22 protein-coding genes and 1 tRNA gene are annotated in these 23,189 nt (G+C 38.4%); 13 read left to right on the top strand and 10 right to left on the bottom strand.

The window, feature by feature from the left end; all coding sequences use genetic code 11:
- Both ACJJVZ_RS14570 and ACJJVZ_RS14565 read right to left on the bottom strand, forming a co-directional pair.
- A complete protein-coding gene (locus ACJJVZ_RS14570; protein WP_405601473.1) occupies window positions 1–537 on the bottom strand; it encodes a GspH/FimT family pseudopilin in 537 nt (178 codons plus the stop codon).
- Window positions 538–616: 79 nt separating this feature from the next.
- The gene (locus ACJJVZ_RS14565; RefSeq protein WP_405601471.1) at window positions 617–1,192 is read right to left on the bottom strand and encodes a GspH/FimT family pseudopilin; all 576 of its coding nucleotides are present in this window, start codon (window positions 1,190–1,192) and stop codon (window positions 617–619) included.
- Between the two features lie 153 nt (window positions 1,193–1,345).
- Here ACJJVZ_RS14565 and glnB point away from each other — a divergent pair, with 153 nt between their 5' ends.
- Entirely contained in the window at window positions 1,346–1,684 is a 339-nt protein-coding gene (glnB, locus tag ACJJVZ_RS14560) for a nitrogen regulatory protein P-II (RefSeq protein WP_077539086.1), read from the top strand.
- Window positions 1,685–1,814: 130 nt separating this feature from the next.
- Here glnB and ACJJVZ_RS14555 read toward each other — a convergent pair whose 3' ends face one another.
- From ACJJVZ_RS14555 to ACJJVZ_RS14530, 6 genes are all read right to left on the bottom strand, one after another.
- Window positions 1,815–3,170 carry a sodium-dependent transporter gene (locus ACJJVZ_RS14555; RefSeq protein WP_405601469.1) on the bottom strand — a complete coding sequence of 452 codons (1,356 nt, stop codon included), beginning with the start codon at window positions 3,168–3,170 and terminating at the stop codon, window positions 1,815–1,817.
- Window positions 3,171–3,356: 186 nt separating this feature from the next.
- A complete protein-coding gene (locus ACJJVZ_RS14550; RefSeq protein ID WP_405601467.1) occupies window positions 3,357–4,661 on the bottom strand; it encodes a sensor histidine kinase in 1,305 nt (434 codons plus the stop codon).
- Between the two features lie 19 nt (window positions 4,662–4,680).
- Entirely contained in the window at window positions 4,681–5,385 is a 705-nt protein-coding gene (locus ACJJVZ_RS14545) for a response regulator transcription factor (RefSeq protein ID WP_077538627.1), read from the bottom strand.
- 21 nt (window positions 5,386–5,406) lie between these two features.
- Window positions 5,407–5,790: a DUF3019 domain-containing protein gene (locus tag ACJJVZ_RS14540; protein WP_405601465.1), complete on the bottom strand. Its 384-nt coding sequence runs from the start codon at window positions 5,788–5,790 to the stop codon at window positions 5,407–5,409.
- Window positions 5,780–6,637 carry a MipA/OmpV family protein gene (locus ACJJVZ_RS14535; RefSeq protein ID WP_405601463.1) on the bottom strand — a complete coding sequence of 286 codons (858 nt, stop codon included), beginning with the start codon at window positions 6,635–6,637 and terminating at the stop codon, window positions 5,780–5,782. Before ACJJVZ_RS14535 ends, ACJJVZ_RS14540 begins: the two co-directional genes overlap by 11 nt.
- Before the next feature lie 89 nt (window positions 6,638–6,726).
- The gene (locus ACJJVZ_RS14530) at window positions 6,727–7,530 is read right to left on the bottom strand and encodes a hypothetical protein (protein WP_405601461.1); all 804 of its coding nucleotides are present in this window, start codon (window positions 7,528–7,530) and stop codon (window positions 6,727–6,729) included.
- Between the two features lie 108 nt (window positions 7,531–7,638).
- On the opposite strand from ACJJVZ_RS14530, the gene ACJJVZ_RS14525 reads away from it, so the two are divergent.
- Window positions 7,639–8,793 (top strand): serine hydrolase domain-containing protein, encoded by a 1,155-nt coding sequence (locus ACJJVZ_RS14525; protein ID WP_405601458.1) that lies wholly within the window; start codon window positions 7,639–7,641, stop codon window positions 8,791–8,793.
- Entirely contained in the window at window positions 8,790–9,284 is a 495-nt protein-coding gene (locus ACJJVZ_RS14520) for a histidine phosphatase family protein (RefSeq protein WP_193155756.1), read from the top strand. Before ACJJVZ_RS14525 ends, ACJJVZ_RS14520 begins: the two co-directional genes overlap by 4 nt.
- Window positions 9,285–9,390: 106 nt before the next feature.
- Here the strand turns inward: ACJJVZ_RS14520 and yhbY are convergent, their stop codons facing one another.
- On the bottom strand, window positions 9,391–9,687 hold the full coding sequence (gene yhbY / locus ACJJVZ_RS14515) for a ribosome assembly RNA-binding protein YhbY (protein WP_077538615.1): 297 nt from the start codon (window positions 9,685–9,687) through the stop codon (window positions 9,391–9,393).
- Between the two features lie 88 nt (window positions 9,688–9,775).
- Here yhbY and rlmE point away from each other — a divergent pair, with 88 nt between their 5' ends.
- From rlmE to ACJJVZ_RS14475, 8 genes are all read left to right on the top strand, one after another.
- Window positions 9,776–10,405: a 23S rRNA (uridine(2552)-2'-O)-methyltransferase RlmE gene (rlmE, locus tag ACJJVZ_RS14510; RefSeq protein WP_405601455.1), complete on the top strand. Its 630-nt coding sequence runs from the start codon at window positions 9,776–9,778 to the stop codon at window positions 10,403–10,405.
- Window positions 10,406–10,471: 66 nt separating this feature from the next.
- Window positions 10,472–12,415, top strand: a complete 1,944-nt coding sequence (ftsH, locus tag ACJJVZ_RS14505) for an ATP-dependent zinc metalloprotease FtsH (RefSeq protein WP_226894537.1) — start codon at window positions 10,472–10,474, stop codon at window positions 12,413–12,415.
- A gap of 77 nt (window positions 12,416–12,492) precedes the next feature.
- Window positions 12,493–13,338, top strand: coding sequence for a dihydropteroate synthase (folP, locus tag ACJJVZ_RS14500; RefSeq protein WP_405601453.1), 846 nt, complete (start codon window positions 12,493–12,495; stop codon window positions 13,336–13,338).
- Window positions 13,338–14,687: a phosphoglucosamine mutase gene (glmM, locus tag ACJJVZ_RS14495; protein WP_405601450.1), complete on the top strand. Its 1,350-nt coding sequence runs from the start codon at window positions 13,338–13,340 to the stop codon at window positions 14,685–14,687. The genes folP and glmM overlap by 1 nt, the downstream gene beginning before the upstream one ends.
- Before the next feature lie 72 nt (window positions 14,688–14,759).
- Window positions 14,760–15,509 (top strand): triose-phosphate isomerase, encoded by a 750-nt coding sequence (tpiA, locus tag ACJJVZ_RS14490; RefSeq protein WP_182702206.1) that lies wholly within the window; start codon window positions 14,760–14,762, stop codon window positions 15,507–15,509.
- Window position 15,510: 1 nt separating this feature from the next.
- Window positions 15,511–15,864 carry a preprotein translocase subunit SecG gene (secG, locus tag ACJJVZ_RS14485; RefSeq protein ID WP_138585520.1) on the top strand — a complete coding sequence of 118 codons (354 nt, stop codon included), beginning with the start codon at window positions 15,511–15,513 and terminating at the stop codon, window positions 15,862–15,864.
- A gap of 92 nt (window positions 15,865–15,956) precedes the next feature.
- Window positions 15,957–16,041: transfer RNA gene (locus tag ACJJVZ_RS14480), tRNA-Leu, on the top strand.
- A 200-nt stretch (window positions 16,042–16,241) separates the two neighbouring features.
- Window positions 16,242–17,867, top strand: a complete 1,626-nt coding sequence (locus tag ACJJVZ_RS14475; protein WP_138585519.1) for a methyl-accepting chemotaxis protein — start codon at window positions 16,242–16,244, stop codon at window positions 17,865–17,867.
- A gap of 786 nt (window positions 17,868–18,653) precedes the next feature.
- Here ACJJVZ_RS14475 and ACJJVZ_RS14470 read toward each other — a convergent pair.
- Window positions 18,654–20,204 (bottom strand): methyl-accepting chemotaxis protein, encoded by a 1,551-nt coding sequence (locus ACJJVZ_RS14470; protein ID WP_405601446.1) that lies wholly within the window; start codon window positions 20,202–20,204, stop codon window positions 18,654–18,656.
- A 638-nt stretch (window positions 20,205–20,842) separates the two neighbouring features.
- On the opposite strand from ACJJVZ_RS14470, the gene gshA reads away from it, so the two are divergent.
- Together gshA and ACJJVZ_RS14460 are read left to right on the top strand one after the other, a co-directional pair.
- A complete protein-coding gene (gshA, locus tag ACJJVZ_RS14465; RefSeq protein ID WP_405601444.1) occupies window positions 20,843–22,420 on the top strand; it encodes a glutamate--cysteine ligase in 1,578 nt (525 codons plus the stop codon).
- Between the two features lie 137 nt (window positions 22,421–22,557).
- Complete coding sequence (locus tag ACJJVZ_RS14460; RefSeq protein WP_193155747.1) at window positions 22,558–23,166, top strand: transglycosylase SLT domain-containing protein; 609 nt, start codon at window positions 22,558–22,560, stop codon at window positions 23,164–23,166.
- Window positions 23,167–23,189 lie beyond the last annotated feature (23 nt).

Below are 23,189 nucleotides of genomic sequence, written 5' to 3'. Positions count from 1 at the left end.
TTATTTTTTCTGGCATTTATTCGTTGATTTAATTCTAATTCTTCCTGTTTGGCTTATCGATAAAGCAAGTCCTTCCAGATTTGCTTTATTATTGTTTGGGCAGTAGATAAAAGTACCGTTTTGAAAACCATTTAATGAGCCATCAGGTCTAAATGTAATCGCATTTCTTGGGTATTCAAGACTATCTGCATGGTGAGTATGCTCAAACGTACTTAATAGTAATTCTTCGTCATTTAGCGATGTAGACTTATCACTATCAATAAATAGTGATACCTGATCATCCCAATAATCTACCACACACTCATTATTTTTTAGTGCACATAATGTAACGTATGTTCCATTTTCTATGGCATATAGCCTCGCGTAGTTAATGTTACGATGCAATAAGTTCATTTGATTACTTGCACGATTTAAGGCTAAAAAATTAGGAGAAAAAGACAGAGTAAGGTGGCTAATTATTGCAAAAATAGTTATGCATACCATTATTTCTAAAAGGGTCATCCCAACAACATTGTGTGAAAGTGTGATATACCTCATCCTTGAAGTTCCCGTTAGTGCAAAACATTATTTTAGTGTAGTAAATGATAACAATATGACAAGCATGTTTGATTGTTTTTTAACCGCATTTATTTTCGTTATCACCAAGATAAAAGGCGGTGCCCGACTGAGTTATAGTCAACGCTTTTACGTTCTCGCTACCACTATTTGGGCAATATACGAAATCACCCGGCTTAGTGGTAATTCGACCACTTGTATTAAATCGCAACATACTTTCGTTTCCTGTATATTTTAGCTTATCGTTTGGTCCAATTTTTTCCATTACACGTAGTAAGCTATCTCCGGGTGAATTGTAGCTAACTTTATTTTTATCACGGTCTTCTTTTGAATTAATTTTATCGATAAAAACAATGATTATTTTATTTTTATCCCAATTATTCCTGCATGGTAATTGTTGATCGTTCCTTTTTAGGGCATTGAACTGTACCGGGCAAACAATGACAATTTCATCGGAGCTGGCTGCTTGAGAGCGCGCATAGCTAACATTCCTCTTTAATTCTAACAAAAAATTCTCAGCGCGGTTCTCTTCTAGCATGTTACTGCTGCTCCAAAGTGCAATAGAAGCGACAATACCCACAATCGCAACCGTAACCATCAGCTCTAATAGGGTGAAGCCATGTTTCTTATTTTTCATATTAATCTCACTTACTGCGATAGTGTAATTATTGTTATAGTGAAAATTATATCACGGCTGATTGTTTTATCACCGCAATTCAATTGCTTTGTTTGCTATGAAGATAATGATTGTCTAAAATCGAGGTAATTAAAGCTTTGGAAAATAATGAATATGAAAAAAATTGAAGCAATCATCAAACCTTTTAAACTAGATGATGTGCGTGAAGCGCTATCGGAGGTTGGTATCAACGGAATGACGGTGAGTGAAGTTAAAGGCTTTGGGCGTCAGAAAGGGCATACCGAATTGTATCGTGGTGCTGAGTATATGGTTGATTTTTTACCTAAGGTAAAACTAGATATTATTTTAGCGGATGACGATGTAGAGCGTGCTATAGACGTTATTGTTAAAACAGCACAAACAGGAAAAATCGGCGATGGAAAAATATTTGTCACTGATGTAGAGCGTGTTGTTCGTATTCGAACTGCTGAAGAAGATGAGGATGCTATTTAAGCATTTTCATATCTGTTTTTTATTAAAACTCACCGGTTTTTAATTTGAATTCGCGTGGTTTTAATCTGAGATCCGTAATTAGCATGCTAATTACGGATGGGTTATTTTTTATAGCGTATTTTTAAGGTATTTAGCTTAGCAGTGAGTGCAAAAATACCATGCCTATAGCGAGCGGGCATACGAACTTAGTGTACCAAGGCCATATTTTCCAGAATAATGTGTTATGTACTTCTGGATTACCTTGCTGAATTGCTTTAAGCAACGAGCCTCTATACCAGATCCAGCCTACAAATATACAGCACATCAGACCAAGTAAAGGCTGAGCAACTTTGGTTGTAAGTGTAATTACTAAACCAAATAAACTCTCTAGATTACAGACTATAGTAATACTAACTACAGCAATTAATGCACCAATTAGGCATGTTGCTTGTACCCGCTTAAGTGCAAATCGCTCTACGGTATACGATACGGGCGCTTCAAGCATTGAAATAGACGATGTTAGTGCTGCAATACTCATTAGCGCAAAAAATGCAAAACCTACAAATAAACCCATGTCACCCATACCATCAAAAAGCGCTGGCAGTACTTGAAATACTAACGTGTCCTCTGAGAGCAGTTCACCTGTTGTCGAAGAGAAAATCTCAACCCCTTGTGCTTGTGCAACGTACATAGCCGGAATAATAAGTAAGCCTGCGACAAAGGCAATGAATACGTCTATAAGCGTTACATAAGCCCCAAGTGAAACTAAATTTTCTTTTTTACTGATATAAGAGCCATAAATAATCATAACACTAGTGCCCAGTGATAATGAGAAAAAGGCCTGGCCTAATGCGCTAACTAATAATTTAGCGTCAAAAATAGACGAAAAATCAGGAACAAGGTACGCTTTTAAGCCCTCAACTGCACCATCTTGAGTCATTACGTAAGCTATTAGCGAAAATAAAATCCCTAAAAGTGCAGGCATTAAACGTTTTGACCACTTTTCAATGCCATTTTCGACACCACGGCTAATAATCGCCACTGTTAATAGAATAAACACGATAGTAAATATGATATTGCGGGTAAGTGATTGTTCACTTAACCACGTTGAAGCCGATGATGCGCCAACTAATGTTGTGACTGGCTCTATCGTCGCGCTGAGCATCCAGCCTGCAACGATGGCATAAAAGCTAAGTATAAAGCCTGCACATAAAATACCGCCAAAGCCGACAATAAAAGCAAAGTGCTTTTGCCAAGGTTTATTTGATATTTTTGCAAGTGATGAAACAGCATTTGCTTGGCCGTGTCGACCAATCATTAGCTCTGCCATTAATGCAGGGTAGGCTAAAAAAAATGCCAATACTAAATATGCAACTAAAAACGCTGCACCGCCATTACTGGCTGTTTGTGTGGGAAAACCCCAAATATTGCCTAAACCAACGGCAGAACCCGCAGCGGCCATAATGAAACCAAAGCGAGAGCTAAACTCGCCTCTAATTGCGCTCATATTCTTGTACTTCTCTATTTTGTGACGGCGCTGACAATCTACTGGAAATGTAAAAAAATAAAAAGTGCTTATTGCTGATCTTGCGCAATTTATTGAGTGAGCAGTGTGTTATAACCGTGAATTTTAATTAGTATTACCGAGTTTTATAAATTACCGAGTTGATTTAAAAGTCATTAGGCACAGCACTTAACGAATACTTTGCGTTTTATAATGTTGATCAATAGTAAGAGTAAAGCAGGCGCCTCCAAGTTGTTTGCTGGTACTGACTTGAATATTACCGTGATGCCAATCGGCAACTTTAGCCACAATAGCTAAACCAAGGCCATAACTTTTATCTGCACGATTTCGGTGTGCTTCTTCTTTAAAAAATGGACTGAATACGTTGTTAAAGTTTTCCTTAGCAATACCAGGGCCATCATCCTCAACAGTAATAACAAGTTGTTGCTCATCAAGGCGTGCACTGAGGTAAATATGTTGTTCAGCAAAGTCGCATGCATTGGTTAATAAGTTTGTGATTGCGCGAGCGAGCCAGTGTAAGTCGGCGTTAATTATATCGTTCGAACTGTTGAGTTGAATATTGAGCATTTGTGATTCTAATTTAGGGGCTAGCTGCACTAAAATGTTTTCAAGGTAGTGCTTAATATTAGTGGATGAATACGTTAATTTATTAGCATTTTGTTCAAGTGTTGAAAATGCTAAATAGCTTTTTAGCATTGATTCCATATGATCTAAATCATTTTCCATACGGGCTAAGTATTGCTTTATTTTTTGTTCTTCGCGGCTGTCTAATGCTGCGTCGAGCCCAAATCTTAAGCAGGCAATTGGTGTGCGTATATCGTGAGAAAGACTCGAAGCCATAAGCTTATTTTCAGCAACTAGTTTTTCTATCTGGCTGGCCATCCGGTTAAAAGTAAGCTCTACATCTTTAATATAAGTAAAGTACGATACTTTAATTCTGGCTTGCACGTTACCTGATGCAAACTTTTTAGCCGCTTCGTTTAAAACAGTGAGGCGTTTTGCTAGGGGGGCTATAATAAAACCCATAAAAACACATAACCCAGTATAAAAAAGAAGAGTCAGTACGATATCGTTACGCTGCTCTTTATTTGCGCGTTTATCTAGCCGCATTGAAATATGATAGGGGCTTAACGTTTGACTGCTATAAAGCATATAAAAGCCTTGTTGATCTTCTAAAATCAAACCATTAGGTCTATGCATTTGCAATAATAGTGAAGGAGGCAGAGCAAGTGAGTCATTTAATTTATAATCAAGCAGTAAATCAAAGTCATCAGCAAGTTTTTTTACATAAGCTTTACGTTCGGAAGTGGCAATATAAGTTAACTGCTGACTGAAACCAGTAATCATTTTACTTTGTACAGCAAACTCATCTTGCGGTGAATGGGTTTGTTGGCTAAATGTATCAATTAACCAGCCTAACACTACGATCGATAAAAGTGCACTGCCAAGTAATGAGATATAAAACGTTTTCATTTATATACGCATCATTTTATTACCACGCGGTGGTAACGAGTAAATAGCCTCGCCCCCAGATGGTTTTAATTTTTTCTGGATTTTGCGGGTCGTCGTTAAACTTTTTACGAAGCGCAGAAATAAGCACGTCAACACTTCTATCAAGGCCGTCGTATTCCCTGCCTTTAGTTGCTTTAAAAACGGCATCGCGAGACACCACTTGACCTGCGTTACTCGCTAAGTAGTGCAGTAATAAGTACTCGGCGCTCGAAATATTTATATCTTGCTCGTTAAATTTTACGTTACGTGATTCGGTGTTAATACTCAACGTACCAACAGTAACAATATTATTGTTTGTTTTTGGCTTATTAGGTTCATTGTTTTGGCGAAGTGCCGCTTTGATCCGCGCTAAAAGCGCACGTGGGCGAACAGGCTTCATTATATAATCGCTTGCTCCGACCTCTAAACCTATGACTTCATCCATTTCTTCGTTTCGAGCGGTAAGCATGATAATTGGTGCAGTATAAAAGCTACGAAGCTCTCTGCATACACTGATGCCATCTTGTCCAGGTAACATAATATCGAGTAGAACAATATTTGGATTTAAGGTTTTTACTTTACTTATTACTTCATCACCTCGGTGGCAAACATGGGTGGTGTAACCCTGCTCAGTTAAATACTCAGCGACCCATTGAGCAAGCGATACATCGTCTTCAACGAGTAAAATAGTACCGTAATTATCCATAAACTATCCTTAATATGTTGTTTAAAATAGTCGCCAGCGGCGCTTTTTTTGCCTGTTTTGGTATACCCACTGTAGCTTAACTTCGCTGGTATGGATTACTTTTGATGTGTTACTGTCAAAAAGCTCAAACGCGATGCTTTGCTCTGAGTCAAAGGTGTAATTAAGCGTGCCTTGTTTTTGTTTTAGCCAACACTGCATAATGTATTTAGAGGTTGCATCACGTAAGCAGTAGTTGCCAATAGTCGGTTGCTGCCATGTTATGACAACATCGGCATAGCAATTTCGCCCTTCACGTAAGGCGACACATGTATCGGGAATTACAATAAGTGGTACTGGGTCACTTTCTGTCTGTGCAGACAAAACAGTAGGAAAAATTGCGAGTATGCAAATCCATCTAAAATACATAACGTAGGCCTACCTTGGCTTTGTGTTGATACCTTTGAGAAATGATAGGACTGTTATCAATTTCTTTTGAAAACCATGTAGTAAGCCAACCAGCTAAAAAAACCCAATCTTGGTTTATAGGGTACTCAGCATGAAATTCAAAAATAAGACTGGCACTAACGTTTGTTTTATAAATAGGGCGTAGTGCTGAAGCTTCATCTTTATCTATGCCAAAATAATAGTTAGTAAAATTGGCAGAATATGCACTTAGTCCAACACCCGATCTAAACTCCCAATTTCGCCAAGGTAAAATGTGACTAAAAAAGGTATTAATAACCCAGCCATTGTGGGTGCTTGAAATATCATGAAGGTATTCAAATGATATTTGTGAGTTAGCAAAGCGACGAGTTAATCTAAGACCAGTATCAAAGTCATAGCTACGTGATTTTATACCGCGTAATTCATCGATTATATCATTCCCGGTAAGGCCAATACCTCTTTCATCAAACCCCGCTTGAATATTTGTGGCTAAAATATCTAATCCCCAATCAAACTTATCAACTAAACTATAGCCTATAACAAAGCCACCACTGAGTTGGTTATGATCGAAGTCGAGATAGAATTTATCGTAAGAAATAGCAAGGCTTAAATCAATCTCTATACCGTCGGCGTAGGAGTCAACACCGACTAAGTATGAATCTTTAATATAATAGCCCCCACCGGCACTCCAATCCCAGGCAAAGCCTTGAGTTGGCTCTAGTGTATTATCGGCGTAGTAGCGATTACTTGCCATACTTGTAGTGCTGTACATGCAGCTACAAAATAAGCTTATGTAAAATAAAGTATGGTTAAGTAAAGAGTGTTTCATCTTTCGACCTAATTATTAGTTGTTATAAAGCGTAGTATATTGTTAATAGCCTTTCATAATCTGTAAGAAAATGTAGTGAAAGCCGAGCTTTACTGCACTTTAATTTTATCTATTAATATACTACTTAAGTAAAATTGCATCATGGGAGTCAATGCGCTCACTTCTGTGCGATTACATGGTCCACTTATTTTTGTCAGGTTAGATAGCTTCGATATTATTTTATAATCGGGTATTTCTATTTCTTTATCTACTCGAGCAAGGCGTGCTTGCTCCGTATTTTGTTGGTGGATAAAAGCAGCTACTTCCAACTCGTTAGATATTTTTTGTTCTTCGTTAAAGCTATAAGCTAGCGGCTCTTGGTGAAAGCTTGCACTGTCTATTGATGATTTTGCAAACCACACAACGTCACCAGACTTTTTGTGGGTTAACCGCATGCTTACTTCTGCAAAAATCGCTGCGCATTGTTGAGTGGGGTATTGTTGAACAACCTTTTTATACAAAGGATATGCTTTTTCTGGTTTACTTGGCGTGTATTGAATATCGTCTTTAAATGCTAAATCAAGTTGTTGAATTGTAAGAATGTAATCACTATCGTTTCTTGTTGTTACTTTTAATTGTTTTTCGTTAAGTGCTTGGCTTATTTGCGACAATAATGTGTCAGTCATACTTGCTTTATCTGATACGATTTTAACTGTTTGATTAAACTGTATTTTATGAGCAGGTAATTGAACAGACTTTACTTTTGGAGAAGCGTGCTCTGTTTCATACTCAAGCAGGTATGTTTGACTTTTTAAAGTTGGCTTTAACGGCATGGTTAAAGATTCAGCAGGTTGCTTTGTGATTGAACAACCAGCGGATAAAAAAATAAAAAGTGATACAACTAAAAAACGCATAAGAACTAAACACCCACTAAAGCATAATAATTGCCGTATTGTACGTTAGTCCAAACAAAACTTCATGATATTATGTGTCTAGATAAAGTTAAAAGATAAAATTATAAAATGAAGTACCTTAACCCTTTGCTGTATTGCTTTGCCGCAGTGTGTTTATTATTTAGCACGGTGGGCTTTGCAGCAAAAGCAGATCCTGACTGGGATGCATTTGTAAAAAAATACGGTCGTTATGTAGAAAAAAAACTAAAAAGCAAAGGTATTCCTGGTGCTGCCTTGTCTATAGTTAATACACAAAACCGAGATTATATTCATACTATGGGCTTAACTAAAGTACCCAACGGGAGAAAAGTAAACGCGCATACCCGCTTTAGATTAGCATCTGTATCTAAAACGTTTGCAGGCTCGTTGGCTGCTCAACTAGCCGCCGAGGGCCTACTTAAATTAGATAGTCCAATTAGTGAATATATTCCTGATTTTAAAAACACGAATTATAAAAACGATTTAAAAGTGTTTCATATTTTAAGCCATTCAAGCGGCTTGGTTCCAAATGCTTACGACAATTTGATTGAATCGCCTATGAGTTACCCCGATATTGTTCAGCAGTTACTAGATGTTGAACCAATCTGTAAACCTGGACGTTGTTATGGCTATCAAAATGTTATGTTTAGTTTAATTAATGAGGTTATCTTAAAAAGCACAGACAGAAGCTACACTAGCTGGTTAACTGACGCGATATTTAGTCCCCTAAAAATGGCTGACGCCAGCTTAGGCTATGACGCAATGGTAAAAGATCGTAATTATGCCTTGCCGCACGTGCGTGGAAAAAAACGTTGGTACAGTACCAAGCTTAAAAAAAATTATTATAAAGTCGGGCCTGCAGCTGGCATTAACGCAAGTGCGAGTGATATGGCTATTTGGTTAAAAGCACAATTAGGTCAGTATCCCGAAGTTTTATCACTTGATGCATTGGCAATTCAAACTCGTCCTTATACTTTGACAAAAAAAGAACGCTATAGGCGCGTATGGAAAAAGCATTTAGAGGGCACATTCTATGGGTTAGGGTGGAGAATATATAATTATGCCGATGAAATACTTTATTATCACAGTGGTTGGGTTCAAGGGTATCGCAGTGACTTAGTTGTTTTTCCACATTTAAACGTTGGTTTCAGTTTAATAATAAACGCAGAAACCGGTGCAATAAATGAACTGACGACGGAATTTATTAATCGCTTATTAGAGTATAAACGAGGTCAAAAAATATGAATGTTAAAAATATAATGATGCTACTTTTACTTGCGTTACTGAGCTGTGATTCAGTATTTGCAGCGCCGGATGAAATTTATTTATTCCGCCATAGTGAAAAATCATCAGGGGAGAATCCTAGCCTAACAGAACAGGGTGAAAAGCGTGCGCAGAGTTTGATTAGTCTATTTGAAAAATATAGTAAAGTTCAGTTGTTTAGCAGCAACTACAAGCGCACATTACAAACAGTAGCGCCATTAGAAAAGTACTTTAAGATTAAAGCTGAGGTATATAATGCAAGTGATTTAATTACACTTCAAAATACATTACTTGATTTAGATGGGGTTGTGATTGTAATTGGACACAGTAACACTACACCTAAGCTTGCAGAGTTACTCTCAGGTGACAATGTTGAGCCAATGCATGAAACAGATTTTACGCGTTACTTTTTATTAAATAAAAATAATGAGACGCATAAATATGATGTAAGTGATTTAACCATGAACTTTTAGGCCCTAATAGCCATTAATTAAATTTTCCAATCCACAAAGCCAACACGCCCTAGAATAAAAAAACCAGCGCTAGCTGGTTTTTTTATATACGAAATAAAATACTATTTTAGTTACGTGGTAAATGTATTTTTTTCTCAGCGCTTTGACGGTAAAGCACGATAGTATGACCGATTGTTTGTAGCTTAGTCGCACCTGTTTCACGAACGATAGCTTCAAAAATAAGTGCTTTAGTCTCACGATCGTCAGTTGGAGCTTTAACTTTAATCAATTCGTGAATTTCTAATGCGCTTTGAATTTCCATTACTACGCCTTCGGTTAAACCGTTAGAACCTAGTAAAACTACAGGCTTGAGGCTATGTGCCTGACCTTTTAAAAACTGCTTTTGTTTGTTTGATAATGTCATGTTTATACAAATTTTGCTGAATATGGCTTGAATTAAGGGTATTCTACCGCCATCTTAAGAATATTACTAATTAGTTGCGTGTTAATTTATGACAAATAAAAAACAGTCAGCCAGTTCACAGCGATGGCTGAAAGAACATTTTGATGATAAATATGTTCAAGAAGCGCAAAAAAAAGGCTGGCGTTCTAGAGCCGTTTTTAAATTAGATGAAGTCCAAAATAGAGATAAAATACTGCGTCCAAGTATGACCGTAGTTGATTTAGGTGCGGCTCCTGGTAGTTGGTCTCAATACCTAGCTGAAAAAGTGGGTGATAAAGGTCAGGTAATAGCGTGTGATATTTTACCAATGGACTCTCTTGCCGGTGTTGACTTTTTACAAGGTGATTTTCGTGAGGAGGCGGTATTAAATGCGTTATTAAAACGCATTGATGGTAAAAATGTTGATGTGGTATTCTCTGACATGGCACCAAATATGAGTGGTAATAATTCAGTTGATCAAGCTGGTAGTATGTATTTGGTAGAGCTTGCACTAGACATGTGTAGTCAAGTACTAAAGAAAAATGGCGCATTTATTGTAAAAGTATTCCAAGGTGAAGGCTTTGATCAATACTTACAAGACGTACGTAATAGTTTTAAAGTAGTGAAAATACGTAAACCTGATGCCTCGCGTGCCCGTTCTCGGGAAGTATATATAGTAGCGACTGGATACAAACTGTAGTACAGTTGCTTGGCGTTTAGTTGAATTTAAATTAATTGGATACAAGAGGTTAACCCCTTGAGCGATATGGCGAAAAATTTAATACTATGGCTGGTCATTGCAGTTGTGCTGATGTCAGTCTTTCAGAGCTTTAATGGCGGCGATCAAGTAGATCGTCAAACAAGCTACAGTCAATTTGTTAAAGATGCCCGAAATGGCTCTATACAAGAAGTGGCAATTGAAAGTACCAGTGGCACAATTACTGGCACTAAATCCAGTGGCGAGCGTTTTCAAACGATTATGCCAATTTACGATAAAGACATTTTAAATGACTTACTTAAAGGCGATGTCATTGTGAAGGGTGTTAAACCTGAAGAACAATCGTTTTTAGCAAGTATATTTATTTCTTGGTTCCCGATGATATTGCTTATTGGTGTATGGATATTTTTCATGCGTCAAATGCAAGGCGGTGGTGGTAAAGGGGCTATGTCGTTTGGTAAGAGCAAAGCGCGCTTAATGAGCGAAGACCAAATTAAAACAACCTTTGCTGATGTTGCAGGTTGTGATGAAGCAAAAGAAGATGTTACCGAACTGGTAGATTTTTTACGTGACCCATCAAAATTCCAAAAGCTAGGCGGTAGTATTCCTAAGGGCGTACTAATGGTCGGCCCACCGGGTACTGGTAAAACACTCCTTGCAAAAGCGGTTGCCGGTGAGGCGAAAGTCCCATTTTTCACAATTTCTGGTTCAGACTTTGTTGAAATGTTCGTAGGTGTTGGTGCATCACGTGTGCGCGACATGTTTGAGCAAGCTAAAAAAGCAGCGCCTTGTATTATCTTTATCGATGAGATTGACGCTGTTGGTCGTAAACGTGGTGCTGGTATGGGCGGCGGTAACGACGAACGTGAGCAAACACTAAACCAAATGCTTGTAGAAATGGATGGTTTTGGTGGTAACGAAGGTATCATCGTTATCGCAGCAACTAACCGACCAGATGTATTAGACCCTGCATTACTTCGTCCAGGTCGTTTTGACCGTCAAGTTGAAGTAGGTTTACCTGATATTCGTGGTCGTGAGCAAATACTTAAAGTACACATGCGTAAAGTGCCATTAGGCGATAACGTAGAAGCGGCTCTTATAGCACGTGGCACGCCAGGTTTCTCAGGTGCTGATTTAGCAAACTTAGTAAATGAAGCTGCGCTTTACGCAGCACGTGGTAATAAGCGTGTTGTAAGTATGGCTGAGTTTGATGCTGCTAAAGATAAAATCATGATGGGTGCTGAGCGCAAGACCATGGTGATGAGCGAGCAAGAGAAAGAGATGACAGCTTACCACGAAGCAGGCCATGCAATTGTTGGCCGTATGGTGCCAGAGCATGATCCTGTTTATAAAGTATCTATTATTCCACGTGGCCGAGCGCTCGGTGTAACAATGTACCTACCTGAACAAGATCGCGTTAGCCATTCCAAAGAGCTTTTAGAATCGATGATTTCTAGCCTCTATGGTGGTCGTATTGCTGAAGCACTTATTTATGGTGCGGATAAAGTAACAACGGGTGCAAGTAACGATATTGAGCGAGCTACAGATATAGCGCGTAAAATGGTTACGCATTGGGGTTTAAGTGAAAAACTAGGCCCGTTACTTTACGCTGAAGATCAAAACGAAATGTACATGGGCGGTGGCAGTAGTCGTTCATCTAGCATGTCGGACGATACAGCAAAAGTAATAGATGCAGAGGTTCGATTACTATCTGATCGTAACTATCAACGAGCAGAAGAAATATTAAAAGAAAACATTGATATTCTTCACTCAATGAAAGATGCGCTGATGAAATATGAAACTATTGATGCTAAGCAAATTGATGATTTAATGGCGCGTCAGGAAGTTCGTGAACCTCGTGATGCACACGATCGCCACGAAGCAAAACCTGCAAAAGTAGAAGAACCTCAAGAGCCTGTTAGTGATGAAAGTCAAAAATTGGATGATTCATCAAAAAAAGATGAAACAAACCTTGATGATAAAGCTGAATAATCGTTAAAATAGTGAATGAAAGCCCCGAACTTCGGGGCTTTTTTGTATCAGCGATTTAGAAAAAATAAAGGTTGGCAATGACTAGCACATTAACTCTTCCAAGAGGGCGTACACTCAATCTTGAAAAACCCGTTATTATGGGGATATTGAATGTAACGCCGGATTCGTTTTCTGATGGTGGGCAATTTTTAAAGCCTGCTGAAGTGTTAAAGCGTGCGATGCAATTATTAGATGATGGAGCGCAAATTTTAGATATAGGGGGAGAATCTACTCGCCCAGGTGCCCCCGATGTAACGCTTGAAGATGAACTTGCCCGAGTAATTCCAGTCATAAGAGTAATTCGTGAGCAAAGTGACTGTATTATCTCAATAGATACAAGTAAAGCGCAAGTAATGGAGCAAGCAATATTAGCAGGGGCTGATATTGTTAATGATGTTCGCGCACTGCAAGAACACCGAGCGTTAGAGGTCGTTTCTCAGTTTAAAGATGTAGCTATTTGCTTAATGCATATGCAAGGACAACCTCGTAGTATGCAATCAGCCCCTCATTACGATGATTTATTTGCCGATATCAACACATTTTTTACTCGGCGTATTAAAGCCTGTGAAACAGCGGGAATTAAGTTAGAACAACTTATTCTAGATCCTGGTTTTGGGTTTGGTAAAACGCTTGCTCATAACTATGAAATATTAACTAACTTTGATGATTTTAATAAATTTGATTTGCCATTGTTGGCAGGGTTATCACGTAAATCGATGATAGGTAATTTGTTAAATAGAGACATAAACGAGCGATTAGCGGGCAGCCTAGCAGGCGCGTTAATTGCAGCGCAAAATGGCGCAAAAATTATTCGTGTACATGACGTAAAAGAAACAGCAGACGTACTCAATGTATATCAAGCCTGCACACAAGGAATTTTATAATGAAAGAAAGAAAGTATTTTGGCACAGATGGTGTGCGCGGATTGGTAGGCACTCCACCAATTAATCCTGAATTTGCGATGAAATTAGGTTGGGCTGCAGGACGAGTGTTATCTCAAAGCGGTACTAAAAAAGTAATCATAGGTAAAGACACACGTATTTCAGGGTATATGCTTGAAACAGCACTTGAGGCTGGCTTAATTGCTGCCGGTATTGATGTTATATTACTTGGCCCTATGCCGACGCCTGCTGTTGCATATTTAGCACAGACGTTTCGCGCTGAAGCAGGGATTGTAATTAGTGCTTCACATAACCCATATTATGATAATGGTATTAAGTTCTTTAATGGGCAAGGCCTAAAGCTCGATGATGCTGTTGAGCTTCAAATTGAAGCTATGTTAGATGAACCAATGACGTGTGTTGCTTCAGACAAGCTAGGTAAAGCGAGTCGTTTGCCTAGCGCTGATGGCCGTTATATTGAGTTTTGTAAAAGCCAGTTTCCACAAGGGTTGTCGCTAGAAGGTTTAAAAGTAGTTGTTGATTGTGCTAATGGTGCCACCTATCACATTGCACCCTCAGTTATGCGTGAATTAGGCGCAGAAGTAATAACCCACGCATGTGAACCCAATGGTGTAAATATTAATCATGAGTGTGGCGCTACACATGTAGATACCTTAAAACGCAAAGTGCTTGAGTTAAAGGCTGATGTTGGTATTGCTTATGATGGCGATGGCGACCGTGTGATGATGGTTGATCACAATGGTCGTGTATTTGATGGCGATGATTTAGTTTATATTATTGCTTGTCAGGCTGCTCAAGATGATAACCTAGGTGGTGGTGTTGTTGGTACTGTAATGTCTAACATGGGTTTAGAAAATGCCTTAAAAGCTAAAGGAATCGAGTTTGAACGCAGTAAAGTGGGTGACCGATATGTAATGGAGCTGCTACAGCAAAAAGGCTGGAAAATTGGTGGAGAGAGCTCTGGTCACGTTCTAAATCTTGATTTGATAAGCACGGGTGATGGTATCATTTCAAGTTTACAGGTATTAGCTGCAATGGTTGCACAAAATCGTACATTACAAGATTTAGGGGCAGGCTTTACAAAATACCCAATGAAAATGATTAATGTGCGCTATACGCCAGGAACAGATCCGACCAAATCATCTGAAGTGCTGGCAGCTGTTGCTGAAGTAGAGCAAACATTAGGTGAAAAAGGGCGTGTATTACTTCGTAAATCAGGAACCGAGCCAGTTGTTCGCGTTATGGTTGAAGCAGAACAAGAAAAGGTTGTAATCGATAGTGCGCAAAAAATCGCAGCTGTTGTTGAATCTATGAGCAAACACACTGATTGATAACAATAACCGCTTGTATTTTTGGGCGATAAAAGTTAATATCTCGCCCGTTTTCTAATGTGGAGTGGAAAAATGGCAATACGCAAAGCGATGGTCGCAGGCAATTGGAAAATGAATGGTTCTTTAGAACTAGTTAAGCAAATGTCTGACGCTATCAACAATGTTAAATCTAAAAAGATAGACGTTGTATTATTTCCTCCGTTCCCATTAGTTTCAGCGCTTATTGCAAGTGGTGTATCTACTGGAACTCAGACTATTTCTGAGTATAAATCTGGTGCTTTTACAGGTGAAGTTGATGCACAACTAGTTAAAGACTTAGGGGCAGAGTATGTGCTTGTAGGCCACTCTGAACGAAGAAGTATTTACAATGAAAGCAATAGTACTGTGGCTGAAAAGTTTTCACGTGCTCAACAAGTCGGTTTGACTCCTATTTTATGTGTAGGGGAAAGTGAATTTGAGCAAGAGAATGGTAAAACAGAACTTGTCGTTGCTGCACAAATAGATGCTGTAATTGAGAAATTAGGTGTAGCAGCATTAAAAGATTCTGTGATAGCATACGAGCCCGTTTGGGCCATCGGCACAGGTAAAACGGCGTCGCCAGAACAGGCGCAAAACGTTCATAAATTTATCCGTGATAAAATTGCTGCACTAGATAGTGATTTAGCACAAGGGCTTACCATTTTGTATGGTGGTAGCGTAAATGAAAAAAATAGCGAATTATTATTTGCACAAACAGATATAGACGGCGGCTTAATTGGCGGTGCTAGTTTAAAAGCAGATTCATTTTCTGCGATCTGTGAAAGTGCGAAAGGAACCCTATAAGATGTACGAAATTTTATTAGTAGTTTATTTAGTAGTTGCTTTAGCTTTAGTTGGCATGGTTTTAATCCAACAAGGTAAAGGCGCAGATATGGGTTCGTCATTTGGTGCTGGCGCTTCTGGGACTGTTTTTGGTTCATCAGGTGCAGGTAACTTTATGACAAAAACAACAACAAGTTTAGCCACTGTGTTTTTTGTTTTGAGTATCGTTTTGGGTAACCTTACAGCTAGTCAAATCAAAAAAACTGATGAGTGGGAAATTTTACAAAAAGCACCGTCAGCTGAAACAGTAATTCCTGTTGAAGAAGATGTGCCAGTGACAGTTACTCAAGATAAAAATTCAGATATACCTAATTAATAATTAATAATTAATAATTAATAATTAATTGTTAAACGATTTATATTCCTCAAATAAATCATTAAATTTAACAGTTACGTAAAAGTTGAAATGCGGATGTGGTGGAATTGGTAGACACGCCACCTTGAGGGGGTGGTGCTTTCGGGCGTGGGGGTTCAAGTCCCCCCATCCGCACCAAATTAATAAGCCAGTAACAGCAATGTTACTGGTTTTTTTTTACTGAATTTTGAAATGGAACGTTTTTTGAGCACTCGGTTGCTGCTAATTGCATTTAATTTCAAAAAAAGCATAAAAAAACTAGAAATATTAAAAATATAGTTAACACTTATAGGTATTGAGCCGATAATAGATCTAGACAATAAAATAGGGTAAACAGTATGGCTTCAGGCTTCTCTTTTCAAAATCTAAGTATTACTAAAAAAATACATGCAATAACGAGCATAGCTGTTATTGCATTCCTACTGATCGTTTTGATCAATTACTTTGCGATGAATGATAACAGAGTGTCGCTTGATGAAATGGAGAAGTCATCTTACAAAGTCGTAAAACTAACCTCATCAAATGTAACCCTTTTAGAAAAACTTGATGAGTTATACACCCAAGCAGTGACATTTGGTGAGCAAGAGCTTGTTATAAAAGCAAGTGATACTTATAAAATGCTTGAATCAAACATAGAACTAATAGAGCAAATAAATCCCTCTTTCGTGAACAGCACAACAAAAAAAGAACTCGTTAATTACGAAAGAATATCTTCTAGCATTGCAAACGGAATGGTTAATGGCGGAGCTGATTTTAGTAAAATACAGCAGCAAGCTAAATTAAAAACAACCTTGTATAGCTCAGTTTTAGAAAGTTTTAAGGGTGCACAGCAAAAAGCGGATGATAGGTTTTTTGAATTAGTCGGGAATACCCGCTCTCGCTCTGATGATGCCCTCACTTTGATGCTTGTTGTTGCAGTTGTGTCTCTAACGTTGCTTTTGTTTATGGCTATTTGGATTGCCAAAGGGATCGGTTCATCGGCGAGTGATGCCGCAAATAACTTAAGCTTACTTGCAAGCGGTAAGGGCTCTTTAAGCACGCAGTTAACAGTAAATTCAGAAGATGAAATTGGGCAAGTGTCAATTAATTTCAATGCGTTTATAGCCTTACTTAAAGATACTGTACTTGAAGTAATTGCGGTATGTGAACCGTTAATGGAAAACTCAACACGGTTAATGCAAGGCATGGAACAAGCAGAAAAGGCTACAACAAAACAAACCACTGACGCAGAAATTGTTAAGCAGTCAATGGAAGAAATGAAGCAGAGTGTTGGTGATATATCTCAATCAGCAGGTAATGCGTCACATGCGGTTCAAACGGCAGAAAAAGAAGTAGAACAAAGCCGCTCTCAAGTACAAATGTCTGTAACTGCTTCACGCACTCTTAGTGATGAGATAAATCAAGCAGCTACAACAATCAATAAACTTGCAGATGATACAAAAAATGTGTCACAAATTTTGAACGTAATTACTTCAATTGCTGATCAAACTAACTTATTAGCGCTTAATGCTGCAATTGAAGCTGCACGTGCTGGTGAACATGGTCGTGGTTTTGCCGTTGTTGCTGATGAAGTTCGTGAGCTTGCTTCTCGCACAGCGCATTCTACTAATGAAATTCGTGAACTATTAGGCGCACTAACTAAAGCAGCTAATGAGTCGGTTACAGCAATGACTTCGGCTCGTGATATGGCAACCGACAACGCCACGGCTGCTGAGAAAACAGGTATCTCAATTGAAAAAATTGCAGAGCAGATGCTAGAAATTAATGGTATGAACTCACAGATTGCAGCTGCGACTGAAGAACAGACCTCTGTTGCCGCTATGGTTGTTGAGAATGTATCTAATATGCATGTGTCATTTGAAGACACCATGGATTCATTGCTAGCAGTACGTGATGTAGCTAAAAACCTACATTACTTATCGGATAATCTGCTAGACGCGACGGCTAAGTTTAGAATTGAGTAAGTTATAGCTTTAATGGCTATCAAAAGTTATTAATAAAAGATGGGCTAATTTATAGCCCATTTTTTTTAACTAATTTTCGTGTTATCTAAATACAAGCCTTTTGTATTGATCCACTTATACCAATCTGCTTATATATGGGGTCTATTTAACGTTAAGAAAATTACGCTAGAACTAGGCAAAAATTTTTGTATCTATTTGTTCTAAATAAAAAATTTTTAAATACGTTATAGTGCAATTTAATTCGTTAAATTGCTCAAAGATTTATGCAGATTGGTATTAATTAAGTGAGTTATTTTGAGGTAAGAAAATCTTGTTGATAACAAGGAAGAAACCTCGTTATTTAGTTGCTCTCGGTAATTACTCTTGCATTGCTCTACCTCTTGCGTCATGCAGTTGTATATCAGAAGTTTTTAACACCATTTGCGTCAGATTAAATCTTTTTAATTAAGTATTACCAGCGAATAGGCATTATTAGCTTGACTGGAGGAATTAAATTTATCGGGCTTTGATTACGGTAGCTATGAAATTTATGTCCGATATAACTAATATTACTTCTTTCCTTTATAGATAATAAAGAGCTGGGCTAAGTAAAAATTGAGCAACAAAGAGTTAATTGTCCCTAGAAAAAACCGAAAGGGCAGCGCATGTTTGGCATTTATTCCACGTTATCGCCTATTTATAGGGAATAACCACGTAAGGTATTTCTTTTATAAAAAAAAGGCCCGTATAGGGCCCAGTTCAAAAGAAAACAATGCGTAGAACTTAGAGGCAGTTTAAAGTTAATTGTTATTTGGCAGTAAAAGTAAGTAAAAGATCATTTACCTTACGTGAGCCCTCAACTAGCTCAGCGGCTCCTTTTGCAACATTAAAGCTCAAGTTTAAGTTATCGTCACCAAGCTCTTTAATCTGTGTTACGTTGCCACCAATGTCACTACTAACAACTTGTTGCTGCTCTGCTGCTGCAGATATTTGAGTCGCTAGTTGAGATATTTCGCTTATTTGCAAAAATATACCATCAAGCTCTACTTGAGTTTGATCTGTTGTGCTAACGCAACTATCGGCTTGTGTTTTAGTATCTTGCATTATTTTAGACCAGCTAAATAATGTGTCTTGGATTTCTTTTATTGAGCTATGAATCTGAGCTGTTGCATTTTGAGTACGAGATGAAAGTGCACGCACTTCATCAGCCACAACGGCAAAGCCACGACCATGTTCACCAGCACGAGCGGCTTCGATAGCGGCATTAAGCGCAAGCAAGTTGGTTTGTTCGGCAATACCCTCAATCTCACTCATTACTTGGCCGATCTTATCCGCTTCAGAAGCTAAACTATTTGCTGTTGTAGCTGCTTGTTCTACTTGCGTCGCTAAGTCAGAAACCATCGAGCTATTGCCAGCAATATGTTGTTTTATATCAGAACAACTTTGATGCGTAAGATTTACTTTATCAGCTGTATGGTGAGTATTATTAGATATTTCACCAATAGTTGAACTCATTTGTAGCATTGCGGAGGCTATTTGTTCTAAGCGCTGTCCTTGTGAGGCAATGCCTTTTTCCGTTAGTGTTGATTGTTCATCTAGGTGTATCGCTATATTATTGAAATTCAGTGTAGAATCTCTCATTCTGCCAAGCACAGTTCGTAATTTTGCGCTAAGCATTTGCTCTCTATAATCACTCACGCTATGTGGATTACTTCCACTAAAAATGTAGCGAGAGACCGAATCGAAATTTGCTTTTTGTGTGTTTAATATCTTGGGGGTGGCAATTAATTCATCATAATTTAGCGCTATAACTAAAACACACACAAGTGAATTAATTAACGCAGTACTCCAAGAGGCCAATAAAGCAACAGAAACTAACCAAGCGATTAAGCCAATAAGTGTAATACCTTGTCTAAGATTTGTTTGCTCGCGAAGGTTGAGCAGTGATTTACCCGCGTTTATTTTATTGTAAAGGTGCTGGGCGCGTTGTTTAAGTTGTTCACTTGCTTTACTTCTTACTGATTGATAGCCGATCAATTGACCATGCTCAAAGATTGGCGTCACAAAGGCATCTACCCAGTAGTAGCGTCCATCTTTGCAGCGATTTTTTACCATGCCTCGCCAAGAGTGACCTTGCTTTAGTATTGTCCACATTTCTTTAAATGCCGCCTTCGGCATATCTGGATGACGTACAATATTATGATTTTTACCCATTAGCTCTTCTGGACTATATCCTGCGATAGCACAAAACTCTTGATTAGCGTATGTAATTACACCTCTAAGATCCGTTGTGGAAACGAGCTCTTGTGATTCGTCAAAGTGAACCTCTTCATTTATTAAGCTTTTATTATTGCGCATTGTATTTACTGTCATCCTTTAATGTTGTCGCTATTATATTGCTTACTGGGTACAAAGCAAAAAATCGAACCAATCTATACCTGCTTACAATTTATATCTTACACTTTTATGATCTACATCAAGTCTTTTTAAATTAAATTATTGAAAGTGCTTTGAATTATTTTTATCTAAATTCTGGTCTATTAAGCGGCTTAACTTAATACTAAGGCATGCTGACGCCCTTTACTTACATCCGTGTGGGCAACAAAGAGTTAATCGCCACTAGAGCGAACCCAATGAGCAGCGTATGTTTGGCATTTATTCTAATCGCCTATTTATGGGGGATAACCACACTGCATAGGCTCTGCCTTGCCTAAATACCAAATAGACTGCTGCAAATTTAACCTTGAAAGATAAACAGGGCCTAATATGTTTTACTCGAAATTGGTTAGTTACCCGTGCAAAGCAATTGTATAATGTTAAGAGCAGTGGCAGTATGGCGATTTATTGCATGGTGTAATTCATATCACGCGTATGTTCAAAACAGGGCAAACGATCATTGGTAAAAAATTGTATCGTTCTTAGCAATTTAATCTTGAGTAATAAGTGACTAGCCCCCATAACCCTATGATTAAGCCACGTGGCCCGAGGAAATATTTTTGACAACACATGATTTAACAAATGCGCTTAATGCGTTATCAGCTGAAAAGCACCACAACGCAGTTAAAGGCATTAAACGTGGCATTGAACGAGAGTCGCTAAGAATACAAAGTAATGGCGTGATATCTCCTAAAGGACACCCTAAAGGTGTGGGTAGTGCGTTAACTAACGGTCACATTACAACTGATTTTTCTGAGTCATTACTTGAGTTTATCACCCCTGTTAGTGATTCGTCGTCGCAAACTCTTAAGCAATTAAAAGATTTACAAAAGTTTACGCTAGAAAAAATGGGCGATGAACTGCTTTGGCCTATTAGTATGCCATGCTTTATCGAGCATCAAGATGATATTGTTTTAGCTCAATTTGGCAGTTCCAATACAGGTAAAATGAAAACACTCTATCGTGAAGGGTTAAAAAATCGCTACGGTAGTATGATGCAAGCCATTGCGGGTGTGCATTTTAATATTTCTTTTCCAGATACCTTGTGGCACTCGCTTCATTCGCTAGAACAAAGCAATGCAAGCATGCAAGATTTTATTTCTGATGGTTATTTAGCACTTATCCGAAACTTTAAGCGCGAACTATGGTTAATTAGTTATCTATTTGGTGCATCACCGGCTTTATGCAGCTCATTTTTACAAGGGCGAAAAACAGAGTTACCCTTCAAAAAACTGGGCAAAGGCACACTTTATTTAGAGGTGGGCACTGCGCTGCGTTTAGGTAACCTAGGGTATACAAATAGCGCACAATCATCTTTACGTGTTATGTATAATTCGCTTGATGAGTATGTAGCAGGGCTTAAGAAAGCAATTAATACGCCATCAGATATTTACAGTAATCTTGATGACTATACGAGTACAGCACCTAAGCAACTAAATAAAAATATACTGCAAATCGAAAATGAATTTTATTCACCTATACGCCCTAAACGCAATGCTAAAAATGGTGAAACGCCAACAGATGCATTACTTAGAGCGGGTATTGAGTATATTGAAATTCGGGCACTAGATGTAAACCCATTTAGCGAAGTGGGTATTGATATAGAGCAGATTCACTTTCTAGATGTTTTTTTGACGTATTGCTTATTAAAAAATTCACCACAAATGGATTGGAAAGAACAAGCGTGTAGCACTGAAAACCTCGATACGGTTGTAAATCAGGGTCGCGAAGAAGGGCTCATGCTTAACTTTAATAATGAATCACGTAGTCTTCAATCATGGGGAGATGAGATATTTTCTCAATTAAGTGAAGTAGCTGTGTGGATGGATAATGCTTACGGCGTTGATTATTACTCAAGTACAGTAAAGCGGATGGCTACATGGATCCATAACCCAGCATTGACCTATTCGGGGCGTTATGTGGCAGAACTAAAAGAGTCTGGTTTAGATAATGGACATTTTGCTTTAGCGTTGGCTAATAAGTATAGGGAAAACCATGCTGAGGCCCAGTACAGTGAGTTTTTAAAGCCTTGGTTGGAGCAACAAGTTGTAGAGTCTAATGAGGCTAAGGCAGCGATTGAAGGGGCTGATACGCAATCGTTTACTGAATTTTTGGATGCGTATTTTAAAGGGAAATAATTGGCTGTTAGTTAAAATAAAAAAACGCAGCCCTTAAGTGGCTGCGTAAATATTCTTCAGGGATGAAACAATGCTGTACTGCTGCATTATAAAATCAGACCTACACATTTTATAAAAGTTCAGTGAGATCTTAAAATATGAAAAAAAACACAATTATTTTATCTCTAGTGCTGACTATAGCTGGCTGTGCAACCGCTCCTCCAAAGCAACCTAATGATATTTGTAAAATTTTTGAAGAAAAGTCAGATTGGTATTACGACGCAAAAGACGCTCAAGAAAAGTGGGGCTCTCCAAAGCACGTACTCATGAGTATGATGTATCAAGAAAGCTCGTTTAAACACGACGCAGCCCCACCGATGGAATATTTCTTATGGATAATCCCAACGGGTCGTGCCAGTGATGCTTATGGTTATTCACAGGCCAAAACGCCTACGTGGTCTGATTATATTAGAGAGACGGGTAACAGTGGCGCAGATCGGGACGACTTCGATGATGCAATTGATTTTATGGCATGGTTTGTTTATAAAACTCACAAAGTGAATGGTATTTCTAAATGGGATGCTTACGCACAATACCTTAATTATCATGAAGGGTGGGGCGGCTACAAACGTGGTACTTACAAGAAAAAAAAGTGGCTAATGGGCGTAGCTAATAAGGTAAAAAACAGAGCAAGCCGTTATGGTGCGCAATTAAAGCGATGTGAAGATGAACTTGATAAAGGTTGGTTGGAACGGCTATTTACGTAATAGAAAAACAGTTTAAATAGGGA

The sequence above is a fragment of the Pseudoalteromonas sp. Ld19 genome (assembly GCF_045064135.1).
GTDB classification, from domain to species: Bacteria; Pseudomonadota; Gammaproteobacteria; order Enterobacterales; family Alteromonadaceae; genus Pseudoalteromonas; species Pseudoalteromonas aliena.
Note: the sequence above shows the minus strand (reverse complement) of the source record. Positions and strands in the feature narration are given on the sequence as shown.